At 69.6% G+C, this 15,360-nt stretch carries 14 protein-coding genes; 6 read left to right on the forward strand and 8 right to left on the reverse strand.

The window, feature by feature from the left end; all coding sequences use genetic code 11:
* Positions 1–94: 94 nt before the first annotated feature.
* From OTB19_RS06715 to OTB19_RS06725, 3 genes are all read right to left on the reverse strand, one after another.
* On the reverse strand, positions 95–301 hold the full coding sequence (locus OTB19_RS06715; protein WP_267797093.1) for a YbdD/YjiX family protein: 207 nt from the start codon (positions 299–301) through the stop codon (positions 95–97).
* On the reverse strand, positions 298–2,511 hold the full coding sequence (locus OTB19_RS06720) for a carbon starvation CstA family protein (protein ID WP_267797162.1): 2,214 nt from the start codon (positions 2,509–2,511) through the stop codon (positions 298–300). The genes OTB19_RS06715 and OTB19_RS06720 overlap by 4 nt, the downstream gene beginning before the upstream one ends.
* 129 nt (positions 2,512–2,640) lie before the next feature.
* A complete protein-coding gene (locus tag OTB19_RS06725; RefSeq protein ID WP_053676497.1) occupies positions 2,641–3,405 on the reverse strand; it encodes a GntR family transcriptional regulator in 765 nt (254 codons plus the stop codon).
* 290 nt (positions 3,406–3,695) lie between these two features.
* Between OTB19_RS06725 and OTB19_RS06730 the strand changes: the two genes are divergently transcribed.
* The 4 genes from OTB19_RS06730 to OTB19_RS06745 all read left to right on the forward strand — a co-directional run bounded on the left by OTB19_RS06730 (position 3,696) and on the right by OTB19_RS06745 (position 8,423).
* A complete protein-coding gene (locus OTB19_RS06730; protein ID WP_267797094.1) occupies positions 3,696–4,985 on the forward strand; it encodes an extracellular solute-binding protein in 1,290 nt (429 codons plus the stop codon).
* Between the two features lie 76 nt (positions 4,986–5,061).
* Positions 5,062–6,057, forward strand: coding sequence for a carbohydrate ABC transporter permease (locus tag OTB19_RS06735; RefSeq protein WP_267797095.1), 996 nt, complete (start codon positions 5,062–5,064; stop codon positions 6,055–6,057).
* On the forward strand, positions 6,054–6,926 hold the full coding sequence (locus OTB19_RS06740) for a carbohydrate ABC transporter permease (RefSeq protein ID WP_420716805.1): 873 nt from the start codon (positions 6,054–6,056) through the stop codon (positions 6,924–6,926). Before OTB19_RS06735 ends, OTB19_RS06740 begins: the two co-directional genes overlap by 4 nt.
* 6 nt (positions 6,927–6,932) lie before the next feature.
* The gene (locus tag OTB19_RS06745; protein ID WP_267797096.1) at positions 6,933–8,423 is read left to right on the forward strand and encodes a glycoside hydrolase family 3 protein; all 1,491 of its coding nucleotides are present in this window, start codon (positions 6,933–6,935) and stop codon (positions 8,421–8,423) included.
* A 185-nt stretch (positions 8,424–8,608) separates the two neighbouring features.
* Here the strand turns inward: OTB19_RS06745 and nagB are convergent, their stop codons facing one another.
* A complete protein-coding gene (gene nagB, locus OTB19_RS06750) occupies positions 8,609–9,394 on the reverse strand; it encodes a glucosamine-6-phosphate deaminase (protein WP_267797097.1) in 786 nt (261 codons plus the stop codon).
* A 684-nt stretch (positions 9,395–10,078) separates the two neighbouring features.
* Between nagB and OTB19_RS06755 the strand changes: the two genes are divergently transcribed.
* Positions 10,079–11,548, forward strand: a complete 1,470-nt coding sequence (locus OTB19_RS06755) for a sensor histidine kinase (RefSeq protein ID WP_267797164.1) — start codon at positions 10,079–10,081, stop codon at positions 11,546–11,548.
* A 168-nt stretch (positions 11,549–11,716) separates the two neighbouring features.
* On the opposite strand, the gene OTB19_RS06760 is transcribed toward OTB19_RS06755, so the two are convergent.
* The gene (locus tag OTB19_RS06760) at positions 11,717–11,974 is read right to left on the reverse strand and encodes a WhiB family transcriptional regulator (RefSeq protein ID WP_004937597.1); all 258 of its coding nucleotides are present in this window, start codon (positions 11,972–11,974) and stop codon (positions 11,717–11,719) included.
* Positions 11,975–12,293: 319 nt separating this feature from the next.
* Positions 12,294–13,259: a diacylglycerol/lipid kinase family protein gene (locus tag OTB19_RS06765; RefSeq protein ID WP_267797098.1), complete on the reverse strand. Its 966-nt coding sequence runs from the start codon at positions 13,257–13,259 to the stop codon at positions 12,294–12,296.
* A gap of 84 nt (positions 13,260–13,343) precedes the next feature.
* Between OTB19_RS06765 and OTB19_RS06770 the strand changes: the two genes are divergently transcribed.
* A complete protein-coding gene (locus OTB19_RS06770; protein ID WP_267797099.1) occupies positions 13,344–13,796 on the forward strand; it encodes a hypothetical protein in 453 nt (150 codons plus the stop codon).
* Positions 13,797–13,853: 57 nt separating this feature from the next.
* On the opposite strand, the gene OTB19_RS06775 is transcribed toward OTB19_RS06770, so the two are convergent.
* Together OTB19_RS06775 and OTB19_RS06780 are read right to left on the reverse strand one after the other, a co-directional pair.
* Positions 13,854–14,852 (reverse strand): RNA polymerase sigma factor SigF, encoded by a 999-nt coding sequence (locus OTB19_RS06775; protein WP_267797165.1) that lies wholly within the window; start codon positions 14,850–14,852, stop codon positions 13,854–13,856.
* A gap of 11 nt (positions 14,853–14,863) precedes the next feature.
* Positions 14,864–15,277: an anti-sigma regulatory factor gene (locus OTB19_RS06780; protein WP_267797100.1), complete on the reverse strand. Its 414-nt coding sequence runs from the start codon at positions 15,275–15,277 to the stop codon at positions 14,864–14,866.
* Between the last annotated feature and the right edge of the window lie 83 nt (positions 15,278–15,360).

Consider the following 15,360-nt stretch of genomic DNA (forward strand, 5'->3'; position numbering starts at 1 on the left):
CCGAGCGCGTACACCCGGGTGCGGACGGGCACGCGAAAGGGCCGCCGGGTTCCCCGGGGGGAACGCGGCGGCCCTTCGAAGGCCCCGGACGGGGTCAGCAGCAGCGGAAGCCCTCGCGCGGGTCGGCCTCGCGGGCGTCCGTGCGGGCCCGCTCGAAGGCGCGCCGCGTCATGACCTCGGCGTCCGCGTCGTGCGCGCGGGCGTGCGCGACGTACCGGTCGTACGCGGCCTCGCCGGAGAACTCCCGGACGTAGAAGCGGGTCTTCTCCCACGCCCCGCGCACGGCCGCGAGGCGTCTCACGCGACCGGTTCCCGGGTCTTGCCGCCGCCGGAGTCGAGGCCCGCCGCGGCGAGTTCCGCCCGTTCCTCGGGGGTGGCGATCAGCCCGGCCGGGGCGACGATCTTCGACTCGGTCCACGGGGTCTCGGTGAGGGTGACGGTCTCCGGCTTGCGGACGGCCTTGACGCAGGTCCGGGCCGCGTCCAGCAGCACGATGATGATCAGGACCGCGAACAGCACCGACAGGACGCCGTCCACCGTGGCGTTGGTGACCACGGTGTGCATCTCGCCCATGTTCTTGGCGGGCTTGAGCACCTTCCCGGCCTCGATGCCGTCCTGGTACAGGTCCCGCTGCGCGAAGAATCCGATCTTCGGGTTGTCGGAGAAGATCTTCTGGTAGCTGGCGGTGAGGGTGACCGCCACGTCCCAGGCCAGCGGGACGCCCGTCACCCAGGCCCACTTCAGCCGGCCCGACTTGATCAGCAGCGTGGTGCAGACGGCCAAGGCCACCGCCGCGAGGAGCTGGTTCGCGATGCCGAACAGCGGGAAGAGCTGGTTGATGCCACCCAGCGGGTCACTGACGCCGACCCACAGGAAGTAGCCCCAGCCACCGACGACCGCCGCGCTCGCGATCCACACGCCCGGCTTCCAGCTGACGTCCTTGAAGGACTTGTGCACGTTGCCGAGGGTGTCCTGGAGCATGAACCGGCCGACCCGGGTGCCCGCGTCGACGGTGGTCAGGATGAACAGCGCCTCGAACATGATGGCGAAGTGGTACCAGAACGCCTTCATGCCGGCCCCGCCGATGACCGACGAGAAGATCTCCGACATTCCGAGTGCGAACGTCGGCGCGCCGCCCGTCCGTGACAGCAGGCTGGTCTCCTCCACGTCCTTCGCCGCCTGGGCGAGGGCCTCCGGGGAGATGGCGAAACCGAAGTTCGTCACCGCCTGCGAGGCGGTCTCGACGGTGGTGCCGACCACGCCGGCGGGGGAGTTGACCGCGAAGAACAGCCCGGGCTCGATGATGCAGGCTGCGATCACCGCCATGACGGCGACGAAGGACTCGGTGAGCATCGCGCCGTAGCCGATGACCTGGACCTGGGTCTCCTTCTGGATCATCTTCGGGGTGGTGCCCGAGGAGACCAGGGAGTGGAAGCCCGACAGCGCGCCGCAGGCGATGGTGATGAACACGAAGGGGAACATCGAACCGGCGAAGACCGGCCCGTCGCCGCGCGAGGCGAACTCGGTCACCGCGGGCATCTTCAGCATCGGCATGGCGATGACCACGCCCACCGCGAGCAGCGCGATGGTGCCGACCTTCATGAAGGTGGAGAGGTAGTCGCGGGGCGCGAGCAGCATCCACACCGGCAGCACCGACGCCACGAAGCCGTACGCGACCATCCAGATGACGAGGGTCTGCTTGTCGAGGGTGAAGAACTCGGCGAGCGAGGAGTCCGCCACCCAGCCGCCCGAGACGATGGCGAGCAGCAGCAGGGCGACGCCGATCAGGGAGACCTCGGTGACGCGCCCGGGGCGCAGCACGCGCAGGTAGAAGCCCATGAACAGGGCGATGGGGATGGTCATGCCGATGGAGAAGACACCCCAGGGGGAGTCCGCCAGGGCGTTGACGATGACCAGTGCCAGCACGGCGAGCAGGATGATCATGATGGCGAACACGGCGACCAGTGCGGCGGCTCCGCCCACCGGGCCGATCTCGTCACGGGCCATCTGCCCGAGCGAACGGCCGTTGCGCCGGGTCGAGAAGAAGAGCGTGACCATGTCCTGGACCGCGCCGGCGAAGATCACGCCCGCCACGATCCAGATCGTGCCGGGCAGGTAGCCCATCTGCGAGGCGAGCACCGGGCCGACCAGCGGGCCCGCGCCGGCGACGGCGGCGAAGTGGTGACCGAAGAGCACGCGGCGGTCGGTGGGGTGGAAGTCGACACCGTTGTCAAGGCGTTCGGCCGGGGTCGCCCGGGTCTTGTCCACCTTCAGTACGCGGTTCGCGATGAAGCGCGCGTAGAAGCGGTAGCCGATGGCGTACGAGCCGAGGGCGGCGGCGAGCAGCCACGCGGCCGAGATCTCCTCGCCCCGGGAGAGGGCCAGTACGCCCCAGCCGATCGCGCCGATGAGACCGACGAGCACCCAGACGGCGATCGACTTCGGCGAGAGCCCCCCTGACGAGGCTCCCGCCGTGTCCCGTTGTGTACCTGTTGCTTCCGGTTCCGCCATGATCGTCGTCCCCTCGTTGATCACTGCTTGAGCGCAGGGAATCTACGGGGGCCCGACCGATGAACGTAAGCCCCCGTCCGTATAGCGGTACGAGCGTCCACCGGGGGTCGATCAGGAGTCAACCGTTGATCAGAGGGCAGGTCGCTGAAGGCGGGCGACGAATTTATAACGGTCGCCGCGATACACCGAACGTACCCATTCGACCGGTTCGCCATCGGCGTCCAGCGAGTGCCGGGAGAGCATCAGCATCGGCAGGCCGACGTCGGTGCCGAGCAGTCCGGCCTCGCGCGGGGTGGCCAGCGAGGTCTCGATGGTCTCCTCGGCCTCCGCGAGCCGTACGTCGTACACCTCCGCGAGGGCGGTGTAGAGAGAGGTGTACTTGGCCAGCGAACGGCGCAGCGCGGGGAAGCGCTTGGCCGACAGGTGGGTGGTCTCGATGGCCATCGGCTCGCCGCTCGCCAGGCGCAGTCGCTCGATGCGCAGCACCCGTCCACCGGTGGTGATCTTGAGCAGTCCGGCGAGCGTGTCGTCGGCCGTCACGTAGCCGATGTCGAGCAGCTGGGAGGTGGGCTCCAGCCCCTGGGCCCTCATGTCCTCGGTGTACGAGGAGAGTTGGAGCGGTTGGGAGACCTTGGGCTTGGCCACGAAGGTGCCCTTGCCCTGGATGCGTTCCAGCCGGCCCTCGACGACGAGTTCCTGCAGGGCCTGGCGGACCGTGGTCCGCGAGGTGTCGAACTCGGCCGCCAGCGTGCGCTCCGGCGGTACCGGTGTGCCCGGGGGGAGCGTCTCGGTCATGTCGAGCAAGTGCCGCTTGAGTCGGTAGTACTTGGGCACCCGCGCCGTGCGAGTGGCCGCCCCGCCTTCCGGCTCCGTGGTCGCCCCTTCGGTGGCCATCGCCGCCCGCCTTCCCGACTCCAGTTTCGCTGCCGTCACCGGCTCCTCCATATGTGCGGTCACATCGTGACACGAGCGGGAGGACAGGCCTTCTCCCTCCCCCAGGTGTCGGTCCGATAACGGACCGATCACCCGCTCATTAGACCCTTGACACCCCTAAAGGTCTAGGCCAAGCTCCGGTTACTGGTCTAAACCAATATGGATCGGATCCCGGCCCCACGTGCAGTACTTCGCGTATGTCGCCGCGGCGGGCAAGGGAAGTGCATGAAGGCATCCCTGAGGAGGGTGGCGTGAAGCGCAAGCTCATCGCGGCGGTTGGAGTCGCGGGCATGGTTATCGGCCTGGCGGCGTGCGGTGGCTCGGACGACAAGAGCGGCAACACTGCCGACAAGGCGTCCGACGCCAAGGAGTTGACCGTCTGGCTGACGGTCGACGCCCAGAACAACTGGCCGGAGCTGGTGAAGGCGGCCGACGACGCGGTCGTCGCGAAGCACCCCGGTCTCACCGTCAAGCACGAGTACTACGGCTGGCCGGACAAGAACGCCAAGCTGGACGCCGTGCTCGCCACGGACAAGGCGCCGGACGTCGTCGAGATGGGCAACTCCGAGATGATCGGCTACATGTCGACCGGAGCCTTCTCCGAGGTGGACCCGTCGAAGTTCGACAACTCCTCCGCCTGGCTGGACGCCCTCAAGGAGTCCGTGACCTACGACGGCAAGACGTACGGCGTCCCGTACTACGCCGGTGGTCGTGTCGGCACCTGGCGCAAGGACCTGGCCGCCGAGGCCGGCGTCACCGCCGCCCCCAAGACCTGGGCCGAGTACACCGGCGCGCTGGACAAGATCCAGGCTGCCAAGGGCGACAAGTTCAGCGCCCTGTACCAGCCGTCGCCCGACTGGTACGCCGCGATGTCCTACGTCTACGACGCCGGCGGCGCCATCGCCAAGAAGGACGGCGACAAGTGGAAGGGCACCCTGTCCTCCCCCGAGTCGCTGAAGGGGCTCAAGCAGTACAAGGAGCTCCTCGACAAGTACATGCACGCGGACAAGACCAAGGACGAGTCCGACCGCCCGGTCGTCTTCGCCCAGGGCAACTCCGCCGCCATCTTCGCGGCCGCCTGGGAGGGCGCCACCGCGGCCGACCCGAAGAACGACAAGGTCGGCGGCCTGAAGGACAAGCTGGAGAACTTCGTCCAGCCCGGCCCGAACGGCAAGAACCTCCCGGTCTTCCTCGGCGGCTCCGACCTCGCGGTCCCGGCCAAGTCCAAGGCCAAGGACATCGCCTCCGAGTGGATCAACGCCTTCACCGGTGCCCAGGGCCAGAAGGGCCTGATCGCCAAGGGCAACCTGCCCAACAACAAGACGGACCTCGGCCCGCTGAAGTCCGCCCCGGCGACGCAGGTCGCGGCCACCGCCGCCGAGTCCTCCTGGTTCGTGCCGACCGCCCCGGGCTGGGGCCAGGTCGAGAAGGCCAAGCTCCTGCAGACCCTGCTCCAGGAGATCGGCACCGGCAAGAAGTCGGTCGAGGACGCGGCCAAGGCCGCCGACGCCGAGATCGACAAGGTCATCAACACCAAGTGACCTGTAGCCGGCAGGGCCCCGCCACATCGGCGGGGCCCTGCTGCCCGTCAAGAGAGGGACCCCCGAGGAGCGCGCGATGAGTGCCGCACAGACAACCACCGCCGACCTGCCGCCGGCGAAGCAGAACACCTCCGTTGGAATCGGGACGGGAAGTACGGGCAAGCCGGGGAAGCCGACCCGCAAGGGTTCCGGCGCGACCCCGTGGCTGCTGCTCGCCCCGTGCCTCCTGGTCATCGTCCTCGTCATGGGGTACCCGCTCTTCAGACTCGTGTCCCTCTCCTTCCAGAGCTTCGGCAAGTCCGAACTCTGGGGCTTCAAGGACGCCGAGTTCGTCGGGCTCGACAACTTCACGAAGATCCTCGGCGACGGGGTCTTCTGGACCGTCGTCCTGCGCACCGCCGTCTTCGCGGCCGGCGCCGTCGTCCTGACGATGGTCATCGGCATGCTGATCGCGCTGCTGCTCCAGAAGGTGTCCGGCTTCGTCAAGGCGCTCATCAGCATCGCCCTCGTGGCGAGCTGGGGCATGCCGATCATCGTCGCCACCGCCGTCTTCAAGTGGCTCTTCGACGCCGACTACGGCGTCCTCAACTACCTGATGAGCAAGCTGCCCGGCGTCGACATGATCGGGCACAACTGGTTCGCCAGCGGCCCCCAAGGCCTCGCGGTCATCATGCTGCTGGTGGTCTGGGGGGCGGTGCCCTTCGTCGTCATCACCCTCAGCGCGGGCCTGACCCAGGTGCCCAAGGAGCTGGAGGAGGCCGCGCGCCTCGACGGCGCCGGCGCGTGGGGCGTGTTCCGCCACGTCACCCTGCCGATCCTGAAACCGATCATCGTGATGCTGACGACCCTCTCGGTCATCTGGGACATGGGCGTCTTCCCGCAGGTCTTCGTGATGCGCAACGGCAACCCCGAGGCCGAGTTCCAGCTGCTGACCACCTACTCCTACCAGCAGGCCTTCGTGGTCAACGACTACTCGGGCGGCTCCGCGATCGCCCTCGTGACCGTCCTGCTGCTGCTCGGAGTGGTCGCCGTCTACATGCGCCAGATGCTCAAGATCGGAGAGGTGGAGTGACCTCGACCACCGCGACCCCGCCCGTCGCCCGCCGCAAGCAGAACAAGCCGAGGGCGAAGTCGAAGCTCGGCTGGAACCTCATCGGCCTCGTGGTCTTCGCCACCGTCGGCTTCCCGGTCTACTGGATGCTGAACACGGCCTTCAAGCCGGCCAAGGACGCCATCGACCCCAACCCCCACTTCTTCCCGCGCACCTTCACCCTGGCCAACTTCCGGCGTGCGCTGGAGATCTCGGACTTCTGGGGCCCCGTCGGCCGAAGCATGATCGTCTCGCTCGTCGTCGTGTCCATCGGCATCGTCGTCGGCATGCTGGCCGCGCTGGCTATCTCCCGCTTCGCGTTCCGCGGCCGCAAGGTCGTGATCGTCGGCATCCTCGCCGTCCAGATGATCCCGCTCGTCGCGATGATCATCCCGGTCTTCCTGCTCCTCAACGACCTCGGTCAGTACGACAAGCTCACCGGCCTGATCGTCACGTATCTGACGTTCATCCTTCCCTTCACCGTGTGGACGCTGCGCGGCTTCATCGTCAACATCCCGAAGGAACTGGAGGAGGCCGCCCAGGTCGACGGCTGCACGCCGACCGGAGCCTTCCTGCGCGTGGTCTTCCCGCTGCTCGCCCCCGGCATGGTCGCCACCTCGGTCTACGGGTTCATCCAGGCGTGGAACGAGTACCTCTACGCACTGATGCTGATGAGCCAGCAGAACCAGACCGCCACCGTCTGGCTCGGCAACTTCACCACCAAGAACGGCACCGAGTTCGCGCCCATGATGGCCGGCTCCACCATGATGGCGATCCCGATCGTCGTGCTCTTCCTCATCGTCCAGCGCAAGATGGCCGCGGGTCTCACCGCCGGCGCCGTGAAGGGATAACGGCCCATGACTGTCCTTGCGCACCACACCGACACCCTCACCCGGGACGCCCTCGCGGTGCTCCAGCCCGGCTTCGAGGGCACCACCGCCCCCGCCTGGCTGCTGCGCCGGGTCGGCGAAGGCCTCACCGCCGTCGGCCTCTTCGGCCGCAACATCACCTCGCCCGACCAGCTCTCCGCGCTGACCGCACAACTGCGCGCCGAGCGCGACGACGTGCTCGTCGCCATCGACGAGGAGGGCGGCGACGTCACCCGCCTGGAGGTCCGGGGCGGCTCGTCCTTCCCCGGCAACCTGGCCCTCGGCGCCGTCGACGACACCGGGCTGACCCGGGACGTCGCCCGGGAGCTGGGTCGCCGGCTCGCCGAGTGCGGGGTCAACCTGAACTGGGCGCCCTCCGCCGACGTCAACTCCAATCCGGACAACCCGGTCATCGGCGTACGGTCCTTCGGCGCCGACACCGACCTCGCCGCCCGCCACACCGCCGCGTACGTCGAGGGCCTCCAGGCCGCCGGCGTCGCCGCCTGCACCAAGCACTTCCCGGGCCACGGCGACACCAACGTCGACTCGCACCACGCGCTGCCCCGCATCGACGTGGACCTCGACACCCTGGCGGCGCGTGAACTCGTGCCGTTCAGGGCCGCCATCGAGGCCGGCACGAAGGCCGTCATGAGCGCGCACATCCTGGTGCCCGCCCTCGACCCGACCCGCCCGGCCACGCTCAGCCCGCGCATCCTGACCGGGCTGCTGCGCAAGGAACTCGGCTACGAGGGCCTGATCGTCACCGACGGCATGGAGATGCACGCCATCGCCGGCACCTACGGCATCGAGCGCGGCTCGGTCCTGGCGATCGCCGCGGGCGCCGACGCGATCTGCGTCGGCGGCGGACTCGCCGACGAGGCGACCGTGCTCGCCCTGCGCGACGCGCTGGTCGCCGCCGTCCGCGAGGGCACGCTCCCCGAGGAGCGGCTCGCCGACGCCGCCGCCCGGGTCCGCGCCCTCGCCGAGTGGACCCGGCGATCCCGGGCCGCCGTCACCACGTCGGGCGCGCCGGAGGGGAGCACGCCCGACATCGGCCTGACGGCGGCCCGCAGGGCGGTGGTCGTCAGCGGTTCGTCGACTCCCGTCGGCGCCCCGTACGTCGCCACGCTCGCACCCGTCGCGAACATCGCGGTGGGCGACGAGACCCCGTGGGGCGTGGCGGCGGAACTGGCCGCGTTGCTCCCCGGCACCCGGTCGGGCGTGTACCCGCAGGGGACCGGCGCCGGGGACGTCCTGGCGGCGGCGGGGGACCGCACCGTCGTCGCGGTCGTCCGGGACGCGCACCGGCACCCGTGGATGATCGAGGTCCTGGACGCGCTGGTCGCGGCCCGCCCCGACACGGTGGTGGTCGAGATGGGCCTGCCGCGCGCCGAGCCGCGCGGGGCGCTGTACATCGCGACGCACGGCGCCTCGCGGGTGTGCGGGCGGGCGGCCGCGGAGGTCATCGCGGGCGTCTAGTGCCGTGCCGGGCGCCGTGACACGGTGAACCTTTCCGGTCACAGCACCAGCCGCCGTAAGCCGGGGAGCCGGGTACCCGTCACGGGGGTGCCCGGCTCCCTCGCGTCCGGGGGCGTCCGGCGTCCCGGGTACGCGGAAGGGCCGGGCCGCCCCGTCGGGGAGGCCCGGCCCTTCACGGCCGTCGGCTACAGACCCTGCCAGGAGGGCTTGTTGGCGTACGTGTGGCGGAAGTACTCCGCCAGCTTCAGCTTGGACGCGGCGGCCTCGTCCACGACGACCGTGGCGTGCCGGTGCAGCTGGAGCGCGGACGCCGGTACGAGCGCGGACAGCGGCCCCTCGACCGTCTGCGCGACGGCCTCGGCCTTGCCCTCGCCGGTGGCCAGCAGGACCAGGTGGCGGGCGTCGAGGATGGTGCCGATGCCCTGGGTGATGACGTGGTGCGGGACCTGGTCCATGTCGTTGTCGAAGAACCGCGCGTTGTCCACGCGGGTCTGCTCCGTCAGCGTCTTGATCCGGGTGCGGGAGGCGAGGCTGGAGCAGGGCTCGTTGAAGCCGATGTGCCCGTCCGTGCCGATGCCGAGCAGCTGGAGGTCCACGCCGCCGGCGGCCGCCAGGGCCTCGTCGTAGGCCACACAGGCCGCCTGGACGTCCTCGGCGGACCCGTCCGGACCCATGAACGAGGACTCGGTGAGCCCGAGGGGTGCGACGACCTCGCGGAGCACGACCGCGCGGTAGGACTCGGGGTGGCCCGCCGGCAGGCCGACGTACTCGTCGAGCTGGCAGACGCGGGCCTTCGAGGCGTCGACCAGGCCGGCCTCGACCTTGGCCGCGAGGGCCTCGTAGATGGGCAGCGGGGTAGAGCCGGTCGCCACGCCCAGCAGGGCGTCGGGCTTGCGGCGGACCAGGGCGGCCATGGCCTCCGCGATGAGCTCGCCGCCTGCCTTGGCGTCCGGGACGATGACAACTTCCACGCGGGGCCTGCCGATCTGGAGAGGTGGTGTGGTATAGACCAATCTAACAGAACGGACCCCTTCCCGGCGGGTCGCCTCCCCTCTTTCCATGGTGATCCCGTCCCCTTCCCGCGGCCTCCCGGAAGCCGTCGGGGGCGCCGCCTCGCCGCGGGCGCTCGGCGACCCGTTCCAGGCGAACACGGAGCGTGACGGTGCGGGGGAGAGGGTGTGCGAGATGGCGCTTCGCGGGCGCCCGCGATCATCGCGTGAAGGGGTGGCCCGGGAAAAAGGGGCGCGGAAATGTCACGGCTCGCGCGGACGCGGCGGGGAATTGCGGGAAATGGGGCTCTGCGGCCCTGGAATTCCTCTGGGCCACGGTGCAGGACGGGACCCTCGACCCGCCCGGCACCGTAGCCCGGAGTACTTACGGCCGGCGGGTGTGCGGTTCCCTCCGGCCGGTGGGAGGAGCCTGCGCGGTCAGGGCAGAGCGCGCGGGTTACCTCGATCCGTCCTCCTGTGCGGGGAGGGCGGAAGCATAAGTCAATTGTGGACTAGACCATTCTGTTCTGTCCATCCAATGACGGGGGTATCCAACCCGTCACTTCCTCCAACAGTACGCGGATCGGGCCCCTCGTGGGTACTCCTGGGTAAGAGCCGTGGGGAAAGTCATGGCCATACCCGGGGTACGCTCGCCACGTGCCCTCCATGAACGACCTCGTACGCCAGCACACCGCTCTCGGTGAAACCGACCTGGAGTGGCTGCACCTGCTGGTTTCCGAGTGGCAGCTGCTCTCCGACCTCTCCTTCGCCGACCTCGTGCTGTGGGTGCCCACCCTCGACGGCACCCGGTACGTGTCGGTCGCGCAGATGCGCCCGAACACGGGGCCGACCTCCTACCAGGACGACATGGTCGGACACCTGGTTCCGCGCGGCCGGCGCCCGCTTCTCGACGCGGCGCTCGACGAGGGTCGGATCGTGCGCGAGGGCGACCCGGAGTGGCGCGAGGAGGTCCCGGTCCGCGTCGAGTCGATCCCCGTCCGCCGCGAGGGGCGGGTACTGGGAGTGATCGCCCGCAACACCAACCTGCTCACGGTCCGTACACCGAGCCGGCTGGAGCTGACCTACCTCCAGTCCGCCTCCGACCTGGCCCAGATGATCGCGGCGGGCTCCTTCCCGTACCCCGGCCAGCAGGTGGACATGGACGCCTCCCCGCGCGTCGGGGACGGCCTGATCCGCCTCGACGCCGACGGGGTGGTCACCTACGCGTCCCCGAACGCGCTCTCCGCCTACCACCGGCTCGGCCTCGCCTCCGACCTGGTCGGCCAGCACCTGGGCAACGCCACCGCCGAACTCGCCCCCTCCCGCGGTCCGGTGGACGAGGCCCTGGTCAAACTCGCCAGCGGCTGGGCCCCCCGGGAGACCGAGGTCGAGGGCAACGGCGGCGTCATCCAGCTGAGGGCCATCCCGCTCAAGCCCAAGGGCACCCGGATCGGTTCCCTGGTGCTGTGCCGTGACGTGACGGAACTGCGTCGTCGCGAACGTGAATTGATCACCAAGGACGCCACCATCCGGGAGATCCATCACCGGGTGAAGAACAACCTCCAGACGGTGGCCGCGCTCTTGCGGCTCCAGGCCCGTCGGATGGATTCCCCGCAGGGCCGGGAGGCCCTCAACGAGGCGGTGCGCCGCGTCGGGTCGATCGCGATCGTGCACGAGACGCTCTCTCAGAACCTGGACGAGCGCGTCGAGTTCGACGAGATCGCCGACCGGGTGATCGCGATGGTCGCCGAGATCTCGCCCGGCAGGGTGGCCTGCCGGCGCACCGGTCGGTTCGGGATCCTCGACGCCGAGGTCGCGACCCCGCTGGCGATGGTGCTGACCGAGATCCTGCAGAACGCCCTGGAGCACGCCTTCGTCCAGGGCGAGGGAGGCACCGTCGAGGTGTCCGCCGCGCGCTCCGGCTCCGGGCGGGCCGACGCCCGACTGTTGATCACGGTGCTCGACGACGGGTGCGGCCTGCCCGAGGGCTTCGACCCGCAGCGGGCCGGCAACCTCGGGCTGCAGATCGTACGCACCCTCGTGGAGGGTGAACTCGGCGGCACGTTCGACATGATCCGGGTCGAACCGCGCGGCACCCGGGTCGTCCTCGACATACCGGCCAGCCCGCAGAAGTAGCAGCGAGTAGCAGCCGGAACGTCACCCTGCGTGACGGTTCCGGTGTGGCTTCGCACCCCGCACAGCACTGAGCCCCGGACCGAAGGTTCTCGGTCCGGGGCTCAAGAGCACGTTGCTGAGCGCTTATACGGTTACTACGCGCTGCGGCTCGAGGCTCGAAAGTCGATGTCAGGCGGTGGCGTTCCGCGCCCGATTGCGAGCGGCGCGGCGCTTCATCGCGCGGCGCTCGTCCTCGCTGAGACCGCCCCAGACACCGGAGTCCTGACCGGACTCGAGCGCCCACTGCAGGCACTGCTCCATCACGGGGCAGCGGCGGCAGACGGCCTTGGCTTCCTCGATCTGCAGCAGCGCAGGACCGGTGTTGCCGATGGGGAAGAAGAGTTCCGGGTCTTCCTCACGACAAACGGCGTTGTGACGCCAGTCCATGGCTGCTCCATCTCCTTGTATTGCGGGCAGGTTGCTTGTGAATGTGAACGCTTTCACGAATCCCCCCGTGAGGGAAGGGCCGACCCCCAGTTGCCTGGTGGGGTCCGAGATTCGTGGAGGGGTTCTGGCGATCTGTGTGGGTGCCGGGTTCTGCGGGCTGTCCCGATCGCCATGTAGAGATTCGCAAACCTCGGACGGGGATACAACCCCTTCCGGAAAGTTTTTTTGGATTCGTCGGTGTCTACTAGGTCACAGCCCTAGTTCCTGGGGGTGGACCGGCGTGTATACGTTCGAGTGAAAGGACTTTAGGCCCTTCCACTCACACAATCACACGCAGTGCACGGCGTACGCCTGTGAACCGAACGCTGGTGCGCAGTCCGAGGTGGTCGCCGTCCATCTGGAACGGGAGCGGAACCTTCGAATGCAAGGTGAAGTCGGTCAGATCGTGCAGAGACACCGCATGCTTGCCGTGCGGCCCGCGTTCAGGAGTCGAGGTCAGGAGCTGTGTGGCGTACCTGGCGACCGCCGGAGTTGACAAACGATCGAGCGCCAGTACGTCAAGCGCGGTATCGAACGACGCCTCCGGGGACGCGTAAAGCGGACGATTGCCCAGATACGTCCACGGCGAGGTGTTGCAGACTATCGACAGCACCAGATCCGTCACCGGATCCGCGCCGGGGCGCTCCAGCGTGACCGTGCCGTGCCTGCGGTTCGGCTCGTCCCAGAACTGACGCATGAGCTGTCGCACGTAGAGGGCGTGCGTCGAACGCTTGCCGCGTTCCCGCTGCTGCTCCACCCGCCCCACCACACCCGCGTCGAAGCCGAAGCCCGCGCAGAAGGTGAACCAGCGCGCCGGGACCGACTCGTCCTCCGTGCCCGGGGTGCCGGCCGCCAGACCGAGGCCGACCGTCCGTTCGCGTTCCTCGCGGAGCGCGTCGAGCAGGGCGCCGGTCGCCTCGACCGCGTCGTTCGGCAGGCCGAGCGCGCGGGCGAACACGTTCGTGGATCCGCCGGGGACCACCGCGAGCCGGGGCAGCCGGTCCGGATCGGGCCCGTTGTGCAGCAGTCCGTTGACCACCTCGTTGACGGTGCCGTCCCCGCCCAGGGCCACCACGAGGTCGACACCCTCGTGGGCCGCCCTGCGCCCGAGGTCCCGCGCGTGCCCCCGGTACTCGGTGGTCACCGCCTCCAGCTTCATCTCGCTGGCCAGGGCGTGGGTCAATACGTCACGGGTGCGCGCACTGGTCGTCGTCGCTGCTGGGTTGGCCACGAGAAGTGCACGCATGAGCGCCAGCCTACCCACCCCTCCGCGGGAGGCCCCTACTGCCCGTCCCCTCCGGGGCCGGCGGGGCGCGGCTACCCTGCTGGGGTGAGTAAGAAGCCGACCTCGAACGTTCCCGCCCCCTCGCCCGCGCCGTCGCCCGTCGCGCTGCCCGGTCGGCTGACGGCCGCCGCCGTGCTCACCGCGCTGGAGGGCCTGGCGCTCGCCGGCCTCGGCGTCTACATGCTGTACGTGGGCATCGCCGGCGACCCCGACTCCCCGCAGCAGGCCGAGACCGGGGGTGTGACCCTGCTCGCGCTCGCCGCGCTCCCGCTGATCGCGGCGCGCGGGCTGCGCCTGGGCCGCCGCTGGAGCCGCGGCCCGGCGCTGATCACCCAGCTGATGGCGATGCCGGTCGCCTGGACCCTGTGGACCACGGGCGGGGCGATGGTCGCCGCCGCGGTGGCGCTGGCGCTCACGGCCGTGGCCGTGGGGGCGCTGCTGGTGAACCCGACGGCCACCGAAGCGCTTGGTATCGGGCCTGGGGAACAGACCCGATAACCGGTACGTCCTACTTTCCGTACGTCCACTTCCCGTACGTCCTGCTTCCCGTACGTCCTACTCCTCGACGAGGAGCTTCTCGCGGAGCTGGGCCAGGGTGCGGGCCAGCAGGCGGGAGACGTGCATCTGGGAGATGCCGACCTCCTGCGCGATCTGCGACTGGGTCATGTTGCCGAAGAATCGCAGCAGCAGGATCCGCTTCTCCCGCGGCGGCAGTCCTTCCAGCAGCGGCTTGAGGGACTCGCGGTATTCGACGCCCTCCAGCGCCTCGTCCTCCGAACCCAGGGTGTCCGCCACCGCCGGCGACTCGTCGTCGGTGTCGGGGACGTCCAGGGAGAGCGTGCTGTAGGCATTGGCCGATTCCAGCCCCTCCAACACCTCCTCCTCGGAGATGCCGAGCCGTTCGGCCAACTCGTGCACGGTGGGGGAGCGGCCGTGCTGCTGCGAGAGTTCCGCCGTGGCCGTGGTCAGCGAGAGCCGCAGCTCCTGAAGGCGCCGCGGCACCCGCACCGCCCAGCCCTTGTCACGGAAGTGGCGCTTGATCTCGCCGACGACCGTGGGCGTGGCGTACGTCGAGAACTCGACGCCGCGGTCCGGGTCGAACCGGTCCACCGACTTGATCAGGCCGATGGTCGCCACCTGGGTCAGGTCGTCCAGCGGCTCGCCGCGGTTGCGGAACCGCCGTGCCAGGTGCTCGACCAGCGGCAGGTGCATCCGGACCAGCCGGTTGCGCAGTTCGGCCCGCTCCGGCGAGCCGTCGGGCAGTTCCCGCAGCTCGAAGAAGAGGGCCCGGGCGCCGCTGCGGTCGCGCGGATCCGGCAGCGGCACGTGCGCCGCCGGTGCCATCGGGGCCGTGGCAGCGGCCGGCGGTGGCTGTGCTGGTTGTGGTTCTTCGTGCTGGTTCTCGCTCACAGGGCCCGCCCGTCGCTCCGCCGAGTCCAAAAAGCCGTCTTCCGCATCCGCGTCGGCCGGGTGCGGCCGGGCGTGCAGCTGCTCCGGGATGCCGCCGTCGACCTCGTGTCGTACCCGGGGCCGATCCCCGCCCCGCACCGGGATCTCCCCGCCGCTCACGCCGGTCCTGGTCCCGCGCCGCGCTGTTTGTAGAGGCTGATGCTCACTGTCCGGTCCTCCTCGACCGTCGCCTCGACCTTGCCGGCCAGCGCCGACAGGACCGTCCACGCGAACGTGTCCCGCTCCGGTGCGCGCCCGTCGGTGGTCGGTGCGGAGACCGTGACCTCCAGCGAGTCGTCCACCAGCCGGAAGACGCAACTGAGGACGGAGCCGGGCACGGCCTGCTGGAGCAGGATCGCGCAGGCTTCGTCCACCGCGATGCGGAGGTCCTCGATCTCGTCGAGGGTGAAGTCCAAACGTGCGGCGAGACCGGCCGTGGCCGTTCGCAGCACCGACAGGTAGGCACCCGCAGCCGGCAGCCGGACTTCCACGAAGTCCTGAGTCCCGGGCTCGCCTGCGATGTGGGACACCCTCACCTCCAAGGTGGTACGAGCTCTGTTCGCCGGTGACGCTATCGCGATCCGGGCGATCGTGTCGCGGCACCCCGTGTGAC

This window comes from Streptomyces sp. H27-H5 (genome assembly GCF_026627505.1).
Classification (GTDB): Bacteria; Actinomycetota; Actinomycetes; order Streptomycetales; family Streptomycetaceae; genus Streptomyces.

What these genes read in the sequence shown, in the direction of transcription:
- OTB19_RS06755 (WP_267797164.1), top strand. Translation starts at nt 10,079, where the DNA reads ATGAACGACCTCGTACGCCAGCACACCGCTCTCGGTGAAACCGACCTG.
- OTB19_RS06720 (WP_267797162.1), bottom strand. Translation starts at nt 2,511, where the DNA reads ATGGCGGAACCGGAAGCAACAGGTACACAACGGGACACGGCGGGAGCC.
- OTB19_RS06735 (WP_267797095.1), top strand. Translation starts at nt 5,062, where the DNA reads ATGAGTGCCGCACAGACAACCACCGCCGACCTGCCGCCGGCGAAGCAG.
- OTB19_RS06745 (WP_267797096.1), top strand. Translation starts at nt 6,933, where the DNA reads ATGACTGTCCTTGCGCACCACACCGACACCCTCACCCGGGACGCCCTC.
- OTB19_RS06765 (WP_267797098.1), bottom strand. Translation starts at nt 13,259, where the DNA reads ATGCGTGCACTTCTCGTGGCCAACCCAGCAGCGACGACGACCAGTGCG.
- OTB19_RS06725 (WP_053676497.1), bottom strand. Translation starts at nt 3,405, where the DNA reads ATGGCCACCGAAGGGGCGACCACGGAGCCGGAAGGCGGGGCGGCCACT.
- OTB19_RS06760 (WP_004937597.1), bottom strand. Translation starts at nt 11,974, where the DNA reads ATGGACTGGCGTCACAACGCCGTTTGTCGTGAGGAAGACCCGGAACTC.